This window comes from Variovorax sp. GrIS 2.14 (assembly GCF_046115955.1).
Classification (GTDB): domain Bacteria; phylum Pseudomonadota; class Gammaproteobacteria; order Burkholderiales; family Burkholderiaceae_C; genus Variovorax.
Map to the genome: position 1 here is coordinate 426,048 of NZ_JBJXIA010000001.1, position 20,433 is coordinate 446,480.

Consider the following 20,433-nt stretch of genomic DNA (forward strand, 5'->3'; position numbering starts at 1 on the left):
CCTGTCATGTCCAGCCCATCGATCACAACTTCAGCCCCTCTCGTCACCACGCCCAATCTCGAAGCGCCCGATGATTTCTACGAAGCTCTTATCGAGGCGCATCAAGGCTTCAACACCGAACAAAGCCACGCACTCAACGCCCGCCTGGTGCTGGTGCTCGCCAACCACATCGGATCGATGGCGGTGCTGCGCCAGGCGCTGACCACGGCGCGGCAGGCCTGAGAAAATTCTGTTCATATCGACTCCTCGTCGAGACATTCCATGACAAGCACAGACATCCTTTCCTATCAATCCGGCTTCGCCAACGAGTACGCGACAGAAGCCGTTGCCGGCGCGCTGCCGCAGCATCGCAACAGCCCGCAGCGCGCGCCGTTCGATCTCTACCCGGAGCTGATTTCCGGCACCGCTTTCACCGCGCCCCGCCACGAGAACCGGCGGACCTGGGTCTACCGCCGCCAGCCCTCCGTAGTGTCCGGCCGCTATGCGCCTTATGAGCAGCCGGTGTGGACCACGGGGGGCGACCGCAGCATCGCGCTGCCGCCGGAGCCCATGCGCTGGGGCGCGATCCCATTCGACACCGCAACCGGCGCGGGCAGTGCCGCCACCGCCGACTTCGTCGACGGCATGCACACGCTGGCCGCCAACGGCGATGCCGAGGCGCAGAGCGGCGTCGCCGCGCACGTCTACCTGGCCGGCCGGTCGATGGACCGTCGCGCCTTCGTCAACGCCGATGGCGAGATGCTTCTGGTGCCGCAGCAGGGCCGACTGGTCATCACGTCCGAACTCGGCGTGCTTGAAGTCGCACCGGGTGAGATCGCGGTGATGCCGCGCGGCGTCGTGTTCAAGGTGGCGCTGCCGGATTCGGAGGCTGGCGCGGGTCCGTCCCGCGGCTACGTCTGCGAAAACTACGGCGCGCAGTTCCGCTTGCCCGAGCTCGGACCCATCGGCTCGAACGGACTCGCGAACGCGCGTGACTTTTTGGCGCCGGTCGCGGCCTTCGAAGACGCAGGCGGCGCCTACGAGATCGTCAAGAAATACGGTGGCCGCTTCTGGCGCGCGCCGATGAAGCAGTCGCCCTTCAACGTGGTCGCGTGGCATGGCAACCTGGCACCCGTCAAGTACGACACGGCCAACTTCATGACGATCGGCTCGATCAGCTTCGACCACCCCGACCCATCGATCTTCACCGTGCTGACCTCGCCGAGCGACACGCCCGGCACGGCCAACTGCGACTTCGTGATCTTTCCGCCGCGCTGGCTGGTGATGGAAAACACCTTCAGACCACCGTGGTATCACCGCAACCTGATGAGCGAATTCATGGGGCTGGTCTACGGCGAGTACGACGCCAAGCCGGGCGGCTTCAAGCCCGGTGGCGCCAGCCTGCACAACATGATGGTGCCGCACGGGCCAGATGAAGAAGCCTTCGACAAGGCCAGCCATGCCGACCTCAAGCCGCAGAAGCTCGACAACACGCTGGCCTTCATGTTCGAGAGCCGCTTTCGATTCATCCCGACACCGTGGGCCATGCAGAGCCCGGTGCTCGACCACACCTATGCCGATTGCTGGGCTGGCCTAAAAGACCAATTCAAATCATGAGCACAAGCCAAACGATCAACGCGATCAACGAAACGCACGACCCCAAGCGCCGCAGCTGGGTCGAATCGGCCAACGACACGGGCTGCGATTTTCCGATACAGAACCTGCCTTTCGGCACCTTCAGCCGCGCACCGCGACACGAGCGGCGCATCGGTGTGGCCATCGGCGACAAGATCCTCGATCTGCGCATGGCCAAGCTGATCGATACCGACGACATGAACGTGCTGATGGCCGCGACACCAGCAAAACGTGCCGCGTTGCGCTCCCTGATTTCGCAGGGCCTGACCAAGGGCAGTGCGCGCCAGTCGGAGTGGGAAAACGCGCTGGTCAACCCTGCGCAGGTCACGATGCACGTGCCCTGCCGCATCGGCGACTACACCGATTTTTACACCGGCATCCATCACGCGACCACGGTGGGAAAACTGTTCCGCCCGGACCAGCCGCTGATGCCCAACTACAAATGGGTGCCCATCGGGTACCACGGTCGCAGTTCGTCGATCGGCGTCAGCGGCCAGCAGTTCAAACGGCCGCAAGGGCAGACCAAGGCGCCCGATGCGGCCGAACCGTCGTTCGGCCCGAGCAAGCGGCTCGATTACGAACTGGAGCTCGGCTTTTTCATCGGCCAGGGCAATGCGCTGGGCGAGCCGATCGGCATGGACCAGGCCGAGCAGCACCTGTTCGGCGTGACGCTGTTCAACGACTGGTCGGCGCGCGATCTGCAGGCTTGGGAGTACCAGCCGCTCGGCCCGTTCCTGGCGAAGAATTTCGCCAGCACCGTATCGCCGTGGCTGGTGACGATGGACGCGCTTGCGCCGTTCCGCGCGAAGTTCGAGCGGCCGGCCGACGACCCGCAGCCGATGCCGTACCTCGATTCGCAAGCCAACCGCGATGCGGGCGCGCTCGACATCACGCTCGAGGTATTGCTGCAGACCGCGGCCATGCGTGAGGCCGGCAGCGCACCGGTGCGGCTCACGCTCGGCAACACCACGCAGGCCGCCTACTGGACCGCCGCGCAACTGGTCGCGCACCATACGGTGAATGGCTGCAACCTGCAGCCCGGCGACCTGCTCGGCTCCGGTACCTTGTCGGGCCCCGAGCCCGATCAGGCCGGCTCGCTGCTCGAACTCACGATGGGCGGCAAGCAACCCATCACGTTGCCGAATGGCGAGCGCCGCACATTCCTGGAAGACGGCGACATGTTGACGCTGCGCGGCTGGTGCGAGCGTGACGGGGCGGTGCGCATCGGGTTGGGTGAGGTGAGCGGGACGGTGCTGGCCAGCGCGCCATAGTCGCATAGGCATTTGCAGAGCGTCTCTCTACAATGAACAGGATGGACGCCCAATGCATCACTATCGCCTTAGTAGACCGCTCGGCCGGATACGAGGCGACGCCTGCGCGTGTGCGGTTGAGCGTACTCGCCGAATTTTCCGCGGACGTATCGCAGTTTTTGCGGGGCGAAACCAAAGAGGTTGATACCGCACAACTGGAGGTGGCGGTCATCGAAGGTTCGCTCGCCATACAGACAGCACCAATCATGCTCGCGCCACTTCTGTTCCATGACTTGAAGATGTTGCTCGAAATCGAGTTGCTCGACGCCGTCGATCGCAAGCGCCGAGAAGTCATCGAACGCTGGCAAAAGATCGCACGCAAGACGAGTGGAATCGCTTTTCAAATTGCTGCACCGTTTTTGCCACGGCCCGTGGTTGTGAGTTCCGGTAGCGACTATCGCTCTGACGATGCGGACCAGTGGGTGCAGGTGGAGCGATACATTCGTGGAGAGATACAGGATTTGGGTGGGTCGGGAAAAGTCAACGCGCATGTACGGCTGCCAGATGGCACATCGTTGACTGTGTCGACTGACCGCGATCTGTTGCGCAATGAGAAGGTCAATCGTCTTTACAAGATGGCGATGCTTCGCATCAGAGCGCAGTACAACGTGCTCACCCGTGAATTGCGAGACGCCCGACTCGTCGAGTTCGTCGAGTACGCGCCGAGCATCGATGAAGAAGAGCTTGCAAGATTGACCCGGCGCGGTGCGCAAGCGTGGAAGGACGTGCCCGATGCAACGTCGTGGGTGGATGACTTGCGCGGGGGCACTGATTGAACAGCGTCTTGCTCGATACGAGTTTCCTGATCTCGTTGAGTGATCCGCTGCGCGCTCACCACGGCGCTGCTCAGCGCTATTACAGAGAGTGCATTCAACGGCAGGTGCCGATGTTTCTCTCCACGATCGCCATATCCGAATTCCAAGTAAAGCAGGCGATCAACGATCTTCCGCTCCGTAATTTTGTGGTGCTCCCGTTCAATGTCGATCACGCCATGGCCTGCGGACTCTTGCTCCGTGCCACCGATCGAGACGCTGGTGACGATCGCGTAAGAGTCAAAGATGATTTCAAGCTCATCGCACAGTGCCAGTGCGAAAACATTACGCACTTGCTGAGCGAAGACGACGGGACGCTGGCTAAATATGTCAGCCGGCTTGCCGGCTTAACGCCAGGAGCAACCAAGGTCGTGCTGCTCAAGGACGGGTTTGAAACGCACTGGTTCGACAACGGCCAAGGCCGCCTCGTCCTGTAGCTTCGGCAGCCAATACGGCTTTCAGCTAAATCTTCGGACTCGCCGCAGCCCGAGCCGCTTCGAGATACGACCTGGCGCGCTCGGCCAGCGCCGCCTCGCCCGGCGTGCTCGGTGTGAAGGCTTCGACAGGCGTCGGCCGCCCATGCGAATCGACCGATACGAACACCACCAGGCATTCAGTGGTCTTGGTCATCTCGCCGGTCTTCATGTCGCCGCTGCGCACTTCGACCGAGATGTTCATGCTGGTCGTGCCGGTGTAGGCGAGGCGGGCTTCGACCTCGACGAGGTCGCCGATCTTGACGGGGTGTTGAAAGCGGATGCTGCCGATGAAGGCGGTCACGCAGTAGCGCTTGGCCCAGCTGGTGGCACAGGCATAGCCGGCTTCGTCGATCCACTTCATGACGGTGCCGCCGTGCACCTTGCCGCCGAAGTTGACGGTGTTGGGTTCGGCAAGAAAACGCAGGGTTATGGATGACATGGGGCCGCCTGTGGGGGGTGCGCCAAGGGCGATGGCGCTGGATAATCGTTGGCATTATTCCCGAGAGCGGTCACACGCCGGTCTCTTCTTTCCTCATCCTCGACATGCATTCAAAACAAAAAGTCCTGCCGCGCTTTTCGCGGCGCTTCCAGCTCGCGGCCTTGGCGGTCGGTCTTTGCACGGTGGTGGTGGGCGCCTCGGCGCAGGGCACGCCAGCGTGGCCGACCAAGCCGATCCGCATCCTCGTCGGCTTCCCGGGCGGCTCGACGCCCGACATGGCCGCGCGCGCCATCGCCGAGCCGCTCGGCCGTGCGCTCGGCCAGCCGGTGATCGTCGAGAACAAGCCCGGCGCATCCGGCAACATCGCGACCGACCAGGTGGCCAAGGCGACCGACGGTCACACGCTCGGCGTGGTTATTAACGGCAATCTCACCTCCGCCAAGATGCTTTACCCGCGCCTGCCGTACGACCCGGGCAAAGACTTCAGCTACATCAGCCTGCTGGCGACAGCGCCTTTGGTGCTGGTTGCGCAAACGTCGGCGCCCGATGGCGCTGCGTTCTTCGAAGCCGCGCGCAAGGCCGGCGACGCCTGGAACTACGGCTCGGTCGGCACCGGCTCCGTCGGCCATCTCGGCATGGAGTTGCTCAAGGCGAAATTGCCTGGACTGATGCCGCAGCACATTCCGTATCAGGGCAATCCGCAGGTCGTGACCGCGATGATGGGCGGGCAGATCCAGATGGCGCTGGTGCCACCGGGCATCGCGCAGCCACAAGCCAAGGGCGGCAAGCTGAAGGTGATCGGCCTGACCACCAGTGGCCGCAGCGTGCTGATGCCGGAGGCGCCTTCGCTGGCCGATGCCGGCGTCAAGGACTTCCAGCTCGAGGTGTGGACCGCTCTCATCGGACCGGCCGGTTTGCCGAAGGCGGCGCAGGATCGATTGGCGCTCGAGATGCCGAAGATCATGCAGAACCCCGACGTTCGGCGGCTGCTCTTCAACCAGGGCTGGCAGGCGGTCGGCACCTCCGCCGAAGGCCTGAAGACGCGCATCAAGGAAGAGAGCGCGACCATGGCGAAGATCATCGCCGCGCGCGGCATCAAGATCGAATGACCGGCGCATGACGGCACGCACCACCACGCTGGACGAGCCCGGCCGCGCGCTTCCGGTCTTCGGCGAATACGACGTCGTTGTCATCGGTGGCGGGCCCGCTGGGCTGGCCGCTGCAGTGAGTGCGGCAACGCACGGTGCGCGCACCCTGCTGGTCGAGCGCTACGGCTTTCTCGGCGGCATGGGTACGGCGGGCGGCGTCACCAATTTCGCCGGGCTCTACGGCCGCAAGGACGGCGAGATGCAGCAACTGGTGCATGGCGTGGTCGACGACCTGATGCAACGCATCGATGCGCTCGGCGGACTCAACAAGCCGCAGGACGGCATGCAGGGCCGCATCCGCGTGCGCTCGTACGACGTGTCGGCATACAAGTGCGCGGCCGACCAGATGCTGCTGTCGGCCGGTGTCGACGTGCTCTTTCATGCGTGGGCCGCCGCGGTCATCAGGGACGATGCGCACATCGAGGCGCTCATTGTCGAAACCAAGTCGGGCCGGCAAGCCATTCGCGCCAACGTGTTCGTCGACTGCTCCGGCGATGCCGACGTGGCTGCCTTTGCCGGCGTGCCGTTCGAGGTCGGCGACGGTCATGGCAACAGCCTGTTCCCGACGACGATGTTCCGCATCGGCCACGTCGAGCCGGAGCGCGCGCTGGCGGCCATCGGCGAGTTCAAGGCCATCAACGATTTGATGGAAGCAGCGCTGCGCGACGAGCCCGGTCGCTACAAGTTTCCGCGCGCGGGTGCCATCGTGCGGCCGCAGATCAACCCGACCGAATGGCGCGCCAACGTCACCCAAATTCGCAACGAACAAGGCCGCGCGATGAGTGGTGTCGATGCGCGCGAGCTGAGCGCGGGCGAAACCGAAGGCCGGCGCCAGATCGTCGAATACTTTCGCTTCATGCGCGAGAAAGTGCCGGGCTTCGAGCACTCGCAAATCGTCGACATCGCGCCGCAGGTCGGTATCCGCGAGACGCGGCGCATCGGCGGCGACTACGCGCTGAGTGGCGAAGACATCCTCTCGTCCGCGCGCTTCGACGACGTGATCGGGCTCAACGCCTGGCCGATGGAACTGCACGGCGACGGTCGCATCGACTGGGGCTTTCCGCGCGATGCCGGCAACGCCAACAACGACTTGCCGTGGCGCATGCTGGTGCCGCAGAAGGTGGATAACTTATTGGTCGCGGGACGTTGCGCATCGATGACGCACGAGGGGCAATCGGCCGCGCGTGCGAGCGGCGGTTGCTTCGTGATGGGGCAGGCTGCAGGGACTGCAGCGGCGAGCGTTGGCAAGGTTCGCGGCACGGTACGCGACGTGGATGTGGCCGCGCTGCAAAAACAGCTTCGGGCCGACGGCGCGATGTGGGGGTGACTCGGATGAAGTCGGCCGCGCCGTGCTGAAGCTCGCCTAGAAGCGCACCCCCGTCGACAGCCGCGCCATGTTCTGCGGCGTGAAGTTGACCTTCGGGTCCCAAGCGGCGCGCACGAACCAGCGTGGCCAGTCATAGCCGACCGACAGGCCGACGCGACGAATGAACTGGCCGTCGACCGTCCCCTGCTTGGCCAGCAGGTCGACCGTCAGCCGCTCGCCGTTGCCCACGCTCTGGCGCCATATCAGGTGCACGTGTTGCTGGTCGGGATTCAGGCGGTTGTCGCGCACCAGCTGCACTTGCAGCGACGTTGCGTCGGACCAGCGATAGCCACCGTAGGCTGTGTACGAATCGTTCGGGTCGAAGTTGAGGTTGGCGTAGCTGCGCAGGTTGGTGCGGCCGAGCCCCGCACCGACGAACCAGCTGTCGCCGGTCTCCACCGCGAGGCTGCTGCCGAAGAAGCCGCCCGATGCCGCCTGCAACGACGGCAGCACGCGCACCGGTCCGAGCGTGATGGTGCGGTCCCAGCCGCCACGCAACTGCGAGAAGTCGAGCACCGGCGAGCGAAACCAGCCGAGCCAGACATTGCCGGATCCATAGTCGTAGCGCAAGTTGACGTCGAGCCCCGGCCCCGCCGGCAAGCCGCCGCCCGACACGCCGTAGTAGCCGACAGTGAGCTTGTAGGGTGTCGGCGCTTCTTGCGCCGCAGCCTGTTGGCAGAGCCCCAGCGTGAGGAGCGCCGCCAGGCAAACGGTTGGGAGAGAAAAACAGAAACAAAAACGAAGAGGGCAGCGCATGCCGCGAATGTACGGCGCCCTCTATGTCATCGAGCTGACTACTTCGCCGGAACCGGAGCCTGTTGGGCTTGAACGTTGGGGCTGGTCGGATTCGTCATCGTCGAGATGACGCGGCTGTTGACCCGCGATCCGCCAACCACGTTTTGATCCGGTGCGGCAGCCGTCGCACGGGCCTGCGCATCGACAGCGGCGGGGTCCATCGTGGAGACGAAAGGATCGGCGCCGCGCGAGCCGCGTGTCACGTTCTGGTTGACGGCGTGCGCCGCATCGATGGCTTGCTGCTGCATTTTTGCCGGGTCGGCCGTGGGCGTGAACTTCTCGGCACCGCGTGAGCCGCGCGTCACGTTCTGGTCGGGCGCGCGGGCTGCGGCGATGGCTTCGGCTTCGACCTGGGCGCGGGTGCGGCCGGTGGCGGGTTGGGCTTGGGCGGCGGTCACGGCCAGCACGGCGATGGCCGCAGTAGCGATGTTCGTGTAGAGCTGTTTCATGATCGGTCCTTGTCTTGAGTGGTAGGTGTTAACCCGAGGCCAAGGTTAGGCCTCTCACAAGGCAGGCGGATGACACGCGCTGCATCTCGCGGCGCATGCTTTTCTGACGGCAGTCGACTTAGTCGACTTGCTTCTTCGGCCGACCCGACTTCAGCGGTGTCAGCGCATCGAGCGCGGCGCGCAAGGCGGGCGCCGACATGGCTTGCAACGCGTGCAGGCCCGCACGCAGCAACTCACTCTTCTTGGCCGGACGCTTGAACATGACGGCGCGGTCTTTGAGCCTGGCGATCAACGCGTAGTCGTCTTGCGGCATCGTGAAGCTGTCGCGCACCAGCTTGTCCTTTTGCTCGGATGTTTTGCGGGTGTTGATGGCTTTGGTCGATGACTTGACCGATGACTTGGCGTTCGATTTCGTGGACGACTTCGGCGCAACCTCTGAATGCTTTGCGGGCGCTGGCTTCACCGGGATGATCGGGCTGACCTTTTTTGGCGCAGGCTTCTTGATGAGTGAAGAAGCTTTCTTCGCGGCTGGCAATGGCGCGGTCTTCAGCTTTGGGATGGGCTTGGCGATCGGCTTGATGGCCGTCTTTGCGACTGGTTTTCCCACGGTCTTCGTGACAGGTTTTGTTGATGCCTTGACCGATCCCTTGACCGTTGCTTTCGGCGTTGACTTCGGCACCGGCTTCGCGGGCAGCTTTGCTGCAGCCTTGCGCGCGGGTGCGACCGCCTTCTTCGGCGCCGCTTTGCGCGGGGGCGCAACAGCCTTCTTGGCTGCAGGCTTCTTTGGCGTCGCGGCGGCGTCGGGCACGGTGGTCGCAGCGGCGACGGGTGCAACTACGGCGGTCGTTAATGCATTCGAGGCCTTCGGCGGAGTAGAGGTCGGCCGTGCGTTGGAAGTCGCAATGTCGGCGGTTGCGTCAGGGGAAGGCGATGCGGTCGCAATGGAATTTGTCATTGATTTTTCTTAAATGGTGTAAATCATTTATACCATAATGATCAGATTAGCCCGATCTGCAACACGTAAGCTTCACTCAAATGATTCGATTCAATGTTCGTTCGATCGCGGCGACCGTCGCGACTCTGCTGGTGCTCGGGTTGGCAACGTGGGATTCCGTGGCACAGGCAAGCACATCGAATCCGTCCGCCGCCATGGAGCGCTACGACGGTATGTGCGAAGCCTCTGCAGCAGTGGCGCTCGACTCGCAGCACTTCGTCGTCGGCGACGACGAGAGCAACGCACTCAACGTGTATCGCATCGGGCAGAGTGCGCCTGTGCGGCCCGCCGTCGACTTGGCCGCGTTCCTCGCCACAGGAGACAAGGCGTCCGACATCGAAGGCGCAACCCGCATCGGCGACACCATCTACTGGATCTCGTCGCACAGCCGGACCTCATCGGGCAAGGCCAGACCTTGGCGGCGCCGGCTGTTCGCCACGCAAGTTGATCTCGGTGCATCACCGCCCACCGTTCGCCCCGTCGGCAAGCCCTATGTCAACCTGATCGAAGACCTCGCTTCGGCACCCGAACTCAAAGGACTCGGTCTCGGTAAAGCGGCCGATATTGCACCCGAGCAACCGGGTGGTCTGAACATCGAAGGCCTGGCCGACACGGCCGACGGACATCTGCTCGTGGGCTTTCGCAATCCGCTGAAAGACGGCAAGGCGCTGCTGGTCCCCATCACCAATCCTGCTGCGCTGGTGGTCGGCAACGGAGCAAGACCAGCTTTCGGGCCACCCGCGTTGCTCGACCTGGGAGGCCGAGGCATCCGCAGCATGGAACGCATCGGCGCCGTCTACTGGATCGTCGCCGGACCGACCGGCGATGTCGGCAGCTTCGCGCTGTACGCATGGGATGGTGTGCCGACGCATCCGGCCACGCCCGCACCGGTGGCACTGCCGGCGCAGTTCAGTGCCGAGGCGCTGTTCGCTCTACCCGGCACGGGTCAGGCGATGCTGCTGAGCGATGACGGCGCCCTGCGCGTCGAGGGCACACGCTGTGACCAGTTGGACAAAGCGAAGCAGCGCTTCAGAGCGCTGCGCATTCCGTTTCAGAAATAGAAAGCGTTTCGACACTGCACGTCGATGCGTGCGCGCTCCATGTCACAAAACCGTCAGATGATCGTGGCAGCATGAAGAAGTGACAGCCGCGGGCGCTGGTAGGGAACGCGCAAGCACCTCAGCCATGAGGCATCCCGATGTTTGCGGCTGTTGCTATCCCCATTGCTCCACAGTGGGCGTGAATTTGGCGAGCCGTGTCGCGCGGTCGGCGAACAGCGGTGCACCGACATATCGCAGTGGCGCCTGGATGTGCGCATCGGCCAGCGCCAGATGCCGGACTGCTTCACGCAGCCGGAGCACCTCGGCGTCCTGATCCCCATATCTGGCGGACATTTTCTCGAGCAGATGGCTCAAGCGTGCGTTCTCTTTGCTCATTTGAAGCTCCTGTCAGAAAAAGCAGCCGGCTATTGAACCTTGCACGCCAGTCGCCAAGCTCTTCGTTATAGGGCAGAGCCGGATCGTCTGCCGATGGTTTTTGTTTCGAGGCGCAACGCAGCGAGCGAGTCCGCCGCTGCCACTGCTGCAGCGACAGCCGCTGAAAACCGCCACGTCAAGTCGCTAACCTCAAAACACTTAAGACCCGGCTGTGTCGCAGATGAAGTGCATCCCGCTCCCGCTGCGCTGGGCGCGCTTTTGAGCCAGGAATCATCGGCGCGCCGTCAGGCAAGACGGCGAATGTCACAAATGGTATCTAGCATGGGCCGATGACCTTGCCCTGCCCCTCTCGCCGCCGCCTGCTCGGTGGCACCGTCGGCGCCGCAGCGCTGACGCTGTTTGCAACAGATGCCACTGCGCTTGCACCACTCGCTCGACCTCCGGATGCACCTGCGGTTCAGATGACGCAAATCATGGACATGTCGCCGAGCCAGCAAGCGTTGTCGCGCGACTACGCGACAGGATTCCGACTCGCCTTCGCTGAATCGACTGCCAAGGCGGGACCGCGCATCGAGCTCAAATCCATCGAGGTCGATGGATCGGATGCCGCATTGCAAGAGGCCATCAGAAAGGTCAAGGCTGACAGCAGCCAGGTGGCCATGATCGGTACGGTGGGCGAAGGCCTGGCGCTGGCGAGTCTGAAGCAGGCAGAGAAGAACGGACTCGAGATTGCCCATGTCGCGCCGTGGCTTGCCGACTCGCGCTTCGACGGCCAAGTCAATCTGTTCGCGCTTTTCGCTTCGAGGGAAGATCAGATTCGGTACGTGCTCAAGGGCTTCGCCACCATGGGTGTGTCGGAGTTGGGCATCGTGTATCCGAACGCAGCGCACGAGGCTGCATTGCAGCCGGGGACAGCGCAGATCCTGGAGCGGTTGAAGCTCAAGGCACGAGTGCTCACCGCAACCCAAGAGAGCGATCTCGAATCCTTCGGCAGACACCTCGATGCAAAGGTGCCGTACTTTCTGCTTTTCATGGGCAGCGCGATCGAACTGTCTTTGTTCACGCGCGGGCTCAGCAAACGGGGAATGCAGCGCTATGTGGTCTGCTTGTCCGACGTCGACGCCAACACCTTCTTGCAACTCGCCCCGGGCACGGCCGTGCCGATCGTCTTCACTCGCGTCGTGCCGGACCCGCGTGACGGCAAGGTGGCGGTGGTGCGGGCCTACAAAAGCGCACTTCAGCGCTATTTCGACGAAGACCCTTCACCCACGAGCCTGGCCGGCTACCTCGGCGGCCGCTACGCCGCTTCAGTCGTTGCTTCCGCAGGTTCGACTCCGGGGCGCGCCCGCGTTCTGTCGGAGTTCAAACGGCGTGTTGCGACCAACATCGACGGTTGGCGCTTCGATTTCGCTGCTGACGGACGGGCCAGCAGCTACGTGAGTCAGACCTTGCTGAACAGCAACGGCAGCCTTGTCGGCTGACGCACCACAGCCCATGGCGTGCGACCGCGAAAGTGCGAGATCGCCCCTTTGCGCAATGACGGTCGGCAGGAGTGGCCGGAAGACAAGGTGATACGTCAGCCTCGATGGAAGGCTCTCAAAAACTGCAGGCCCGCGTCTTCCAATGAGCCGTCGTTGTACACCTCGATCGCGCCCGCTGGCGCTTGAAATGCAAGAGCGCGCTCTATGCGCGCTTCGACGGCGGCCGGTGTTTCACGGCCGCGCGCCAGCAGACGCGCCCGCAACGTGTCGACGCTCGCGGTGACATGAATCACCTCGAGCTCCGGAAATCTGATCAGAGCTTGAGACAGGTAGGCACGCGACCCGTTGACGATCACCCGACAGCCCGCGTCGAGCGGCGCCAATTCGACATGTCGAACGCCGTAGCGCAAGCCGTTGGCTTCCCAGTCGAAGGCAAAAGCCTGCGTGTCGCACAGCCTCTGAAACGCTTGTGCATCGACGCTGTGGTGCTGCTCATCGCCCGACCGCACTGGGCGGGTGATCGTCCGGCGTGCCCAATGGACAGACGCCTCCGCAGGAAGATGGTTTCGAAGCCACGCGAGAAGGCTGTCCTTGCCGGCGCCGGAAGGGCCCATGACATAGATCAGCTGCCCCTTCATCGGCCCAACCTCATGTGCTCGACGAGTTCGAAGTCGGCGCCGGGATGCGGCTCGGCAAAGAGCGCGACCGAGTCGAAGCGACAGGCGGGCAATGCGTCGAAGCACTGGGTGGCTGCGGCTTTGATGGCGTCGACGACCTGCGGCGGCGTGTCACCCAAGGCGCCCGTGAGCGACATGTGAAAACGAAAAGCGTCCAGCACGAAGGGGTAGCCCCAGCGCAGTAGCAACGCGTCTTCTTGCGGAGTCAACCGTGCTGCCCGCCGACGCTGCAACTCAACCGGTGACAGCGTTGCAGCCAACGCATGAAGTCCCGTCACGCAAGCTGCTGCGACCGCGTTGATTCCGTCGAGTTGGCCGGAGTCGCCTTCCGGCACAAGGGCGAGAAAATCGTCGAACTGTTGCACCTTCAACCCGGGCAACGTAAAGCCTTCGAACCCCGCGCACAGGTCATGCAGGCGATCGCGCAGCGCCTTGAATTCGACGCCCGGCGCGAGCGCGAAAGGCGCCTTGAGCGTTGCGTGCCATCCGTAGCGACGCGGCGCGCGGGTCAGGCGCTGTTGCACCAGGCTGCTGACGCCCGGCACGACAGGCTGGGGCAGCGATCGCCCTTGCGCTGCGCAGCGTCCGATCCATCGACTGCCGACTTCCCACCAAATGCTGCTCTCGGCCGGCGCGAAGTACGCGGCATAGCGATGCGCCGTTCCGTGTGACGCTGTATCACTCATCGTGAGCCACTGTGAGGGTGACGCGGTCACCTGCAAACCAAGCCAGCGCATATTCAATGGGCACACCCAGCGGGTCGACGTTGACGCTCTCGACCAGCAGCACCGGCCGGCTCGCCGTTTGTCGAAGGTGCGCTGCCACGATGGCATCGGGCATCTGCGCGGTGATGCGGCTTTCGAGCCGCGTGTAGTCCTTGACGTCATGCGCGGCGAAGCCGGCGGTGATCGATCCGGTCTCGCGCACCACTTCTTCGAGACCGTCGAAGCGGGGCAGCGGAAAGTAGCGTTCGCTGAAGTTCAGCGGCTGGCCCTCGGCCTCGCCCAGGACGCGCAGGCACAGCACCGCGCTTCGGGCTGGCACGCGCAACGCACGCGCCTGCGTGGCCGTTGCGCGCACGTTCTTCGCGTCGAGCACGCGCAGTGCGCCGCGCAAACCCGCATGCACCATGTTTTGGTGGTGCCGCGTCCGTTTGGCCAGCACAAGGTCGACGGCGAACTCTTCGACATAGGTACCGCTGCCTTGTGCGGCGCGCAGCAGGCCCTGACTGCACAGGCTCGCGAGCGAGCGCCGGATCGTGTGGCGATTCACGCCGAACTGCTCGGCCAGCGCGTGCTCCGACGGCAGGCGTTGGCCTGGTGGGTAGACCCCGCGCGCGATGGATTCGGCCAGCTCGGCCGCAATTCGGGTCCAGAAGCTTGCACGCGTTGCGGTCGCGGAAAGGGAAGCGGAGGTAGAGGAATTGAAGGCAGTGATGGCTGTCATGAAAACTACACGCCCCGGTCCTAAGCTCGTGGCAGTTGTCCGATTTGTCTATACAACTTTTCCAGAGTAGCACCTTCATGTTTCATGCCTTTGACAGTCATCCGGTCGACCGGCCTGCAGATCGTGCGCAGTGGATGGCCTTGCTGGCGCGTGCCCCGATGGCGCTGCTCGAGCCGGCGCTCGGACCGCATGCGCATTGCGCGCCATGTTGGCTGCGCCCGCCGGAGACTGGACTGGTGATGGTCCAGGGTCGTGTTGGCGGGACCGGAGAGCGCTTCAACCTCGGTGAGGTCACGGTGACCCGCTGCGCGCTGCGTCTGCCTGACCGGCGCTACGAGCAGGCGGCCGTCGGCGTGGCCTATGTGCTGGGTCGCTCGCACCGCCAGGCACAACTGGCCGCGGTGGCCGATGCGCTCCTGCAGGAGCCGGAACAGCAGGCATTGCTCGACGCCAGCTTGCTGGAGCCGGTGCGGGCGCACCTGGCCCGCGAGCGCGCACGTCGTCATGCGCGTGCGCAGACCAGCAAGGTCGAGTTCTTCACCGTGGCGCGTGAAACCGGGTCGGCACGCGACGAGGAGGGCGACGAATGAAGCCGGCCGATCTGCGCGCCATCGGCCCCGGTTTTTCCGATCTCTCGTTTGGCAGCCAGGCCGTGTTTCGCGCTGCGTTGCATGCGCTCTCCTACCCTGGCCGTCCGGTCGACCTTCCGCATGATGCGCAAGTGCCGGCGCATGGACATGCGGCTGCGGCCGCTCTGCTGCTGGCGCTGCTCGACCCGGACTGCAAGCTCTGGCTGTCCCCCTCGCTGGCAGGCACCGATGCAGCCGCGTGGCTGCGCTTTCATTGCGGCTGTGTGGTGGTTGAAGAACCGGCGCAGGCGCAGTTCGCCTGGGTCGCAGCCAGTGACGACATCCCTTCGCTCGCAAGCTTTGCACAAGGCAGCGACACCTATCCCGACCGGTCGACGACTTGCGTGATCGAGGTGTCTGGCCTTGCCGAAAGCGCCGTTGCATCGGGTGAGGCCGGTTGGCGCCTGCAAGGTCCGGGCATCCGCGAGCAGGTACTGCTGAGAGTCGAAGGCCGTGCGCCGTCGACCGCTGCGACGCTGGTGGCGCAGCGCACGCTCAACCACGCGGCCTTCCCGCGCGGCGTGGACCTTTTTCTCGCGACGGCCCGCCAGATCGTGGGCCTGCCGCGCACCACCCGCATCGAACTGGAGGCTTGAAGCATGTACGTTGCCGTCAAAGGTGGAGAAGCCGCCATCCTCAACAGCTACCGGCTGCTGGCCGAGCAGCGACGCGGCGATACCGCCACGCCAGAGCTCTCGATCCGGCAGATTCGCGAGCAGCTCAAGCTGGCGGTCGATCGAGTGATGACCGAGGGCTCGGTATACGACCCCGAGCTCGCCGCGCTGGCGATCAAGCAGGCCTCGGGCGATTTGGTCGAAGCCATTTTCCTGTTGCGCGCCTACCGCGCGACGTTGCCGCGCCTGGGCAGCAGCGTGCCGCTCGATACGGCGCGGATGGACCTCGACCGGCGCATCTCCGCCACCTTCAAGGACCTGCCCGGCGGCCAGGTGCTGGGCCCGACCTACGACTACACGCAGCGGCTGCTGGATTTTTCGCTGCTCGCGCAAGGGCAGGAAACGCCCGCCGGACTGCCTGCGACAAAGCTGCCTGCGACTGAGGCGAACGACGCCGCATCGACACCCCGCGTCGTCGATCTGCTGCACCACGAAGGCCTCATCGAAACACGCCCTATGCCGCCAGGCGATCCGGCGCCCGTGGACATCACGCGCGAGCCCCTGCGCTTCCCTGCGGAGCGCGCGAGTCGTCTCCAGAACCTGGCACGCGGCGACGAGGGGTTCCTGCTCGCCATGGCTTATTCCACCCAGCGCGGCTACTCGCACAGTCACCCTTTCGTGGGGGAGATCCGGTTTGGCGGGGTCGCGCTCGAACTCGAGCCCGAGGAACTGGGCTTTGCAATCTCCATAGGCGATCTTGAAATCACAGAGTGCGAGATGGTCAACCAGTTCGCCGGGAGCAAGAGCCAGCCGCCCCAGTTCACGCGCGGCTATGGCCTGGCTTTTGGCCACAGCGAGCGCAAGGCGATGGCCATGAGCCTGGTCGACCGCGCGCTGCGTGCGGAGGAACTGGGCGAGGCGGTCGAGTCGCCGGCCCAGATGCAGGAATTCGTGCTGTCGCACAGCGACAGCCTGGAGGCCTCCGGCTTCGTGCAGCACCTGAAGCTGCCGCACTACGTGGACTTCCAGTCCGAACTGGCCCTGGTGCGCAAGATGCGCGCCGCCGCCAGCCAGGCGACGAACCAGGCCACGAACCCACCGACCGATAGCGAGCTCCCATGAATCCATCGCTTGTCCCGCAGGATGCCGGGCCGGTTGTCGACGCCTACGCCGACGATGCCGTCGCGCAGAACTTCAACTTCGCCTACCTCGACGAGCGCACCAAACGGATGATTCGCCGTGCCGTGCTCAAGGCCGTTGCCATCCCCGGCTACCAGGTGCCTTTCGGCTCGCGCGAAATGCCGTTGCCGTACGGCTGGGGCACCGGGGGCATCCAGGTCACTGCGGCCGTCATTGGGCCGCGCGACGTTTTGAAGGTCATCGACCAAGGCTCGGACGACACCGTCAACGCTGTCAATATCCGGCGCTTCTTCGAGCGCACTGCGGGTGTCGCGACCACCACGCGCACGCACCAAGCCACGCTGATCCAGACGCGCCACCGCATTCCCGAGGCGCCGCTCGCCGAGGGGCAGGTGCTGGTCTATCAGGTGCCGGTTCCCGAGCCGATGCAGCGCCTGGAGCCGCGCGAGAGCACCACCCGAACGTTGCATGCGCTGGCCGAATACGGGCTGATGCATGTGAAGCTCTACGAAGACATTGCTCGCTACGGTCACATCGCCACCACCTACGACTATCCGGTGATGGTCAATCACCGCTACGTGATGTCGCCCTCGCCGATCCCTAAATTCGACAACCCGAAGATGCACATGAACCCTGCATTGCAGCTGTTCGGCGCAGGGCGCGAGAAGCGCATCTACGCCGTGCCTCCGTACACACCGGTCGAGAGCCTGGGCTTCGAAGACCATCCATTCGAAGTGCAACGTTGGGACATGCCGTGTGCCCTGTGCGGCGCCACCGAAAGTTTTCTCGATGAGGTCATCACCGACGACCGTGGCACGCGCATGCACGTGTGCTCGGACTCGGACTACTGCCAGACGCGCGCAGCGTCTTGCGCAGCGGAGGCTGCATGAGCGCCGACCCGATGTCATGCGCGCCGCCGCCGCTGCTGCGCGTGCGCGGCATCGGCAAGCGCTATGGCGATCGCGTGGCGCTGCAGGACGCGTCGTTCGATCTTTGGCCCGGCGAAGTGCTGGCCGTGGTGGGCGAATCGGGCTCCGGCAAATCGACGCTGCTCAACGCCGTCGCGGCGCGCTGCCTGCCGGACACAGGCAGCGTGCAATTCCTGACGCGCGCAGGGCGTCTGCAGGAAGTGTTCGACATGAGCGAGGCAGAGCAGCGCCTGCTGGCGCGCACCGACTGGGGCTTCGTGCATCAGCATGCACCGGACGGCCTGCGCATGGATGTCTCGGCGGGCGCCAACGTGGGCGAACGCCTCATGGGGCTCGGCGAGCGGCACTACGGCCGCCTGCGTGCCACCGCGAGCGAGTGGCTCGAGCGCGTGGAGATCGATCCACGCCGCATCGACGATGCACCGCGCACCTTCTCGGGGGGCATGAGGCAGCGCCTGCAGATCGCGCGCAACCTGGTCACGCAGCCCCGGCTGATGTTCATGGACGAGCCGACCTCCGGCCTCGACGTGTCGGTACAGGCCCGCCTGCTGGACCTGCTCAGGCAGCTGACGCGGCAGATGCAACTCGCCGCGATCATCGTCACGCACGACCTCGCCGTGGCGCGCCTGCTGGCACACCGCATGGTGGTGATGCAGCGCGGCCGCGTGGTCGAGTCAGGGCTCACCGATCAGCTCCTGGACGATCCGCAGCACCCCTACACCCAGCTTCTCGTGTCCTCGGTGCTCCAGCCATGAACCACCCGCTTCTCCGAGTCGAGGGGCTGGCCAAGCGGTTCACCCTCCACCATCAGGACCAGCTCGAGTTGGCCGTCTTCGACCGCGTCGACCTCAACGTGAATGCTGGCGAATGCGTGGTGCTCGATGGCGCCTCGGGCCTGGGCAAGAGCACGCTGCTCAAGCTCATCTATGCCAACTACCGCGCCAGCGCGGGCAGCATCCGCGTGCAGCCAGCGCAGGGCGAGGCAGTGGAAGTGACGACCGCTTCCCCGCGCGAGCTGGTCCGCCTGCGGCGTGACACCATCGGCTACGTGAGCCAGTTTTTGCGCGTGATCCCGCGCGTCTCGGCCCTGGATGTGGTGGCCGAATCCCTGGCCGAAGACGCGGGCGACGACGCCTGCGCCATCGAGTCGGCACGCGAGCAGGCGCGTGCCTGGCTCACACGGCTGCACATCCCCGAACGCCTCTGGCACCTGCCGCCGGCCACCTTCTCGGGGGGCGAGCAGCAGCGCATCAACATCGCCCGCAACATGATCAAGCCCAAGCCGCTGTTGCTGCTCGACGAGCCGACCGCGGCACTCGATGCAGGCAACACGCGCACCGTCATCGAACTGATTCGCGAGGCGGCGGCGCGGGGTGCGGGAGTGGTCGGCATCTTCCACGATGCGGCCGTCGGCGCGGCGGTCGCCACGCGCCGCATCGACGTCGCAGATTTCAAGGGTCGGTCATGAGCGCCACGATGGTTTTCCGGAATGCCCGCATGGTGCTGGCCGACGAGGTGGTGCGCGGCACGCTCCACGCGGTCGATGGGCGGATCGCCAGTTTCGACACCGGCGACACTGCCCAGGGCGCGCTGGACCTGGAAGGCGATTACTTGTTGCCCGGCCTGGTGGAGGTGCACACCGACAACTTCGAGCGGCACTTGATGCCGCGGCCCAAGGTTCACTGGGCCGAGATGCCGGCGCTGCTGGCGCACGATGCGGAAGTGGCTTCTGCCGGCATCACCACGGTATTCGATGCGCTGGGCGTGGGCGAGGCCGACCCCGAGAGCCTGCGGGGCAGCACCTGGCACAAGGTGCTGTCGACGCTGGACAACTGCACCGCATGCGATCTGCTGCGCGCCGACCATCACCTGCATGTGCGGTGCGAATTGCCGGCACCCAACACGGTCGAACTCTTCGAGCCGTTCTGCGGCCATCCGCGGCTGTCGCTGATCTCCCTGATGGACCACACCCCGGGCCAGCGCCAGTGGGAGAACCTCGACCTCGCCCGCATTTACTACACGGGCAAGAAGGGCTGGAGCCGCGAAAAATTCGAGCACCGGGTGGCCGAGGCCGGCGCCCTGCAGGAGCGCTATGCCGCGCCGCACCGCCGGCACTTCGTCGACTACTGTCGTACGCACGGCATTGCACTGGCGAGCCACGACGACACCACGGTCGCCCACGTCGAACAGGCGCATGCGGAAGGCGCCAGCCTGTCGGAGTTTCCGACCACGCTGGTGGCTGCACGTGCCGCACGCGACCGCGGACTGTCTACCGTCATGGGGGGACCCAACGTCGTGCGCGGCGGCTCGCATTCGGGCAACGTGGCCGCATCCGACCTGGCGCGCAACGGACTGCTGGACATCCTCTCGTCCGACTATGTGCCCAGCAGCCTGCTGGGCGCCGCCATGCGGCTGGTGGCCGACGACGTTTTCACGCTGCCGCGTGCCGTGGCGACGGTGACCAGCGCACCGGCCAGAGCGACCGGCCTGAGCGATCGCGGCTCGATCGCACCCGGGCTGCGCGCCGACCTGGTGCAGGTCCGCATGACCGACCTGGCAGACGGCACACGGCACGCCGTGGTGCGCAGCGTGTGGCGGGAAGGCCGCCGCGTGCTTTGACCGGCGGCTGACACATGCGCGTCGTCTAAGTGTCAATGCCACGTCATACCCGCTCACCA

General features: G+C 64.8%; 25 protein-coding genes. 17 read left to right on the forward strand and 8 right to left on the reverse strand.

Going from position 1 to position 20,433, the window contains the following annotated elements; all coding sequences use genetic code 11:
- Window positions 1-6: 6 nt before the first annotated feature.
- The 5 genes from RCH10_RS02005 to RCH10_RS02025 are packed head-to-tail and all read left to right on the forward strand — an operon-like array spanning window position 7 to window position 4,173.
- Window positions 7-222: a DUF2783 domain-containing protein gene (locus tag RCH10_RS02005; protein ID WP_409051051.1), complete on the forward strand. Its 216-nt coding sequence runs from the start codon at window positions 7-9 to the stop codon at window positions 220-222.
- Window positions 223-261: 39 nt separating this feature from the next.
- Window positions 262-1,596, forward strand: a complete 1,335-nt coding sequence (gene hmgA / locus RCH10_RS02010) for a homogentisate 1,2-dioxygenase (RefSeq protein WP_409051052.1) — start codon at window positions 262-264, stop codon at window positions 1,594-1,596.
- Window positions 1,593-2,885 carry a fumarylacetoacetase gene (gene fahA / locus RCH10_RS02015; RefSeq protein WP_409051053.1) on the forward strand — a complete coding sequence of 431 codons (1,293 nt, stop codon included), beginning with the start codon at window positions 1,593-1,595 and terminating at the stop codon, window positions 2,883-2,885. The genes hmgA and fahA overlap by 4 nt, the downstream gene beginning before the upstream one ends.
- Window positions 2,886-2,926: 41 nt before the next feature.
- On the forward strand, window positions 2,927-3,700 hold the full coding sequence (locus RCH10_RS02020; RefSeq protein WP_409051054.1) for a hypothetical protein: 774 nt from the start codon (window positions 2,927-2,929) through the stop codon (window positions 3,698-3,700).
- 8 nt (window positions 3,701-3,708) lie between these two features.
- Entirely contained in the window at window positions 3,709-4,173 is a 465-nt protein-coding gene (locus tag RCH10_RS02025) for a type II toxin-antitoxin system VapC family toxin (protein WP_409051055.1), read from the forward strand.
- Window positions 4,174-4,198: 25 nt separating this feature from the next.
- Here RCH10_RS02025 and RCH10_RS02030 read toward each other — a convergent pair whose 3' ends face one another.
- Window positions 4,199-4,651: an acyl-CoA thioesterase gene (locus tag RCH10_RS02030; protein ID WP_409051056.1), complete on the reverse strand. Its 453-nt coding sequence runs from the start codon at window positions 4,649-4,651 to the stop codon at window positions 4,199-4,201.
- Between the two features lie 104 nt (window positions 4,652-4,755).
- Between RCH10_RS02030 and RCH10_RS02035 the strand changes: the two genes are divergently transcribed.
- Entirely contained in the window at window positions 4,756-5,760 is a 1,005-nt protein-coding gene (locus RCH10_RS02035; RefSeq protein ID WP_409051057.1) for a Bug family tripartite tricarboxylate transporter substrate binding protein, read from the forward strand.
- 7 nt (window positions 5,761-5,767) lie between these two features.
- A complete protein-coding gene (locus RCH10_RS02040) occupies window positions 5,768-7,126 on the forward strand; it encodes an FAD-dependent oxidoreductase (protein ID WP_409051058.1) in 1,359 nt (452 codons plus the stop codon).
- 36 nt (window positions 7,127-7,162) lie between these two features.
- On the opposite strand, the gene RCH10_RS02045 is transcribed toward RCH10_RS02040, so the two are convergent.
- The 3 genes from RCH10_RS02045 to RCH10_RS02055 all read right to left on the reverse strand — a co-directional run bounded on the left by RCH10_RS02045 (window position 7,163) and on the right by RCH10_RS02055 (window position 8,740).
- Window positions 7,163-7,921, reverse strand: coding sequence for a hypothetical protein (locus tag RCH10_RS02045; protein WP_409051059.1), 759 nt, complete (start codon window positions 7,919-7,921; stop codon window positions 7,163-7,165).
- Between the two features lie 38 nt (window positions 7,922-7,959).
- Window positions 7,960-8,409 (reverse strand): hypothetical protein, encoded by a 450-nt coding sequence (locus RCH10_RS02050; protein ID WP_409051060.1) that lies wholly within the window; start codon window positions 8,407-8,409, stop codon window positions 7,960-7,962.
- A gap of 118 nt (window positions 8,410-8,527) precedes the next feature.
- Window positions 8,528-8,740 (reverse strand): hypothetical protein, encoded by a 213-nt coding sequence (locus RCH10_RS02055; RefSeq protein WP_187053519.1) that lies wholly within the window; start codon window positions 8,738-8,740, stop codon window positions 8,528-8,530.
- Here RCH10_RS02055 and RCH10_RS02060 point away from each other — a divergent pair.
- The gene (locus RCH10_RS02060; protein ID WP_409051061.1) at window positions 8,724-9,377 is read left to right on the forward strand and encodes a hypothetical protein; all 654 of its coding nucleotides are present in this window, start codon (window positions 8,724-8,726) and stop codon (window positions 9,375-9,377) included. The two genes, RCH10_RS02055 and RCH10_RS02060, sit on opposite strands and share 17 nt — an antisense overlap.
- Before the next feature lie 67 nt (window positions 9,378-9,444).
- Window positions 9,445-10,464, forward strand: coding sequence for a DUF3616 domain-containing protein (locus RCH10_RS02065; RefSeq protein WP_409051062.1), 1,020 nt, complete (start codon window positions 9,445-9,447; stop codon window positions 10,462-10,464).
- Window positions 10,465-10,617: 153 nt separating this feature from the next.
- On the opposite strand, the gene RCH10_RS02070 is transcribed toward RCH10_RS02065, so the two are convergent.
- The gene (locus RCH10_RS02070) at window positions 10,618-10,839 is read right to left on the reverse strand and encodes a hypothetical protein (RefSeq protein ID WP_409051063.1); all 222 of its coding nucleotides are present in this window, start codon (window positions 10,837-10,839) and stop codon (window positions 10,618-10,620) included.
- Window positions 10,840-11,168: 329 nt separating this feature from the next.
- Between RCH10_RS02070 and RCH10_RS02075 the strand changes: the two genes are divergently transcribed.
- A complete protein-coding gene (locus RCH10_RS02075; RefSeq protein ID WP_409051064.1) occupies window positions 11,169-12,320 on the forward strand; it encodes an ABC transporter substrate-binding protein in 1,152 nt (383 codons plus the stop codon).
- 95 nt (window positions 12,321-12,415) lie between these two features.
- Here the strand turns inward: RCH10_RS02075 and phnN are convergent, their stop codons facing one another.
- The 3 genes from phnN to phnF are packed head-to-tail and all read right to left on the reverse strand — an operon-like array spanning window position 12,416 to window position 14,443.
- Window positions 12,416-12,958 (reverse strand): phosphonate metabolism protein/1,5-bisphosphokinase (PRPP-forming) PhnN, encoded by a 543-nt coding sequence (gene phnN / locus RCH10_RS02080; protein ID WP_409051065.1) that lies wholly within the window; start codon window positions 12,956-12,958, stop codon window positions 12,416-12,418.
- Window positions 12,955-13,683 carry a DUF1045 domain-containing protein gene (locus RCH10_RS02085; RefSeq protein ID WP_409051066.1) on the reverse strand — a complete coding sequence of 243 codons (729 nt, stop codon included), beginning with the start codon at window positions 13,681-13,683 and terminating at the stop codon, window positions 12,955-12,957. The genes phnN and RCH10_RS02085 overlap by 4 nt, the downstream gene beginning before the upstream one ends.
- A complete protein-coding gene (gene phnF, locus RCH10_RS02090) occupies window positions 13,676-14,443 on the reverse strand; it encodes a phosphonate metabolism transcriptional regulator PhnF (RefSeq protein WP_409051067.1) in 768 nt (255 codons plus the stop codon). The genes RCH10_RS02085 and phnF overlap by 8 nt, the downstream gene beginning before the upstream one ends.
- 77 nt (window positions 14,444-14,520) lie before the next feature.
- Here phnF and phnG point away from each other — a divergent pair, with 77 nt between their 5' ends.
- From phnG to RCH10_RS02125, 7 genes are read left to right on the forward strand one after another with little or no spacing between them, the layout of a single operon-like run.
- Window positions 14,521-15,033: a phosphonate C-P lyase system protein PhnG gene (phnG, locus tag RCH10_RS02095; RefSeq protein WP_409051068.1), complete on the forward strand. Its 513-nt coding sequence runs from the start codon at window positions 14,521-14,523 to the stop codon at window positions 15,031-15,033.
- Window positions 15,030-15,668: a phosphonate C-P lyase system protein PhnH gene (phnH, locus tag RCH10_RS02100; protein ID WP_409051069.1), complete on the forward strand. Its 639-nt coding sequence runs from the start codon at window positions 15,030-15,032 to the stop codon at window positions 15,666-15,668. Before phnG ends, phnH begins: the two co-directional genes overlap by 4 nt.
- Window positions 15,669-15,671: 3 nt before the next feature.
- Window positions 15,672-16,808, forward strand: coding sequence for a carbon-phosphorus lyase complex subunit PhnI (locus RCH10_RS02105; RefSeq protein WP_409051070.1), 1,137 nt, complete (start codon window positions 15,672-15,674; stop codon window positions 16,806-16,808).
- Window positions 16,805-17,716, forward strand: coding sequence for an alpha-D-ribose 1-methylphosphonate 5-phosphate C-P-lyase PhnJ (locus RCH10_RS02110; protein WP_409051071.1), 912 nt, complete (start codon window positions 16,805-16,807; stop codon window positions 17,714-17,716). The genes RCH10_RS02105 and RCH10_RS02110 overlap by 4 nt, the downstream gene beginning before the upstream one ends.
- Entirely contained in the window at window positions 17,713-18,510 is a 798-nt protein-coding gene (phnK, locus tag RCH10_RS02115; RefSeq protein WP_409051072.1) for a phosphonate C-P lyase system protein PhnK, read from the forward strand. The genes RCH10_RS02110 and phnK overlap by 4 nt, the downstream gene beginning before the upstream one ends.
- Window positions 18,507-19,223 carry a phosphonate C-P lyase system protein PhnL gene (gene phnL, locus RCH10_RS02120; protein WP_409051073.1) on the forward strand — a complete coding sequence of 239 codons (717 nt, stop codon included), beginning with the start codon at window positions 18,507-18,509 and terminating at the stop codon, window positions 19,221-19,223. The genes phnK and phnL overlap by 4 nt, the downstream gene beginning before the upstream one ends.
- The gene (locus RCH10_RS02125; protein ID WP_409051074.1) at window positions 19,220-20,374 is read left to right on the forward strand and encodes an alpha-D-ribose 1-methylphosphonate 5-triphosphate diphosphatase; all 1,155 of its coding nucleotides are present in this window, start codon (window positions 19,220-19,222) and stop codon (window positions 20,372-20,374) included. Before phnL ends, RCH10_RS02125 begins: the two co-directional genes overlap by 4 nt.
- Window positions 20,375-20,433: the final 59 nt, after the last annotated feature.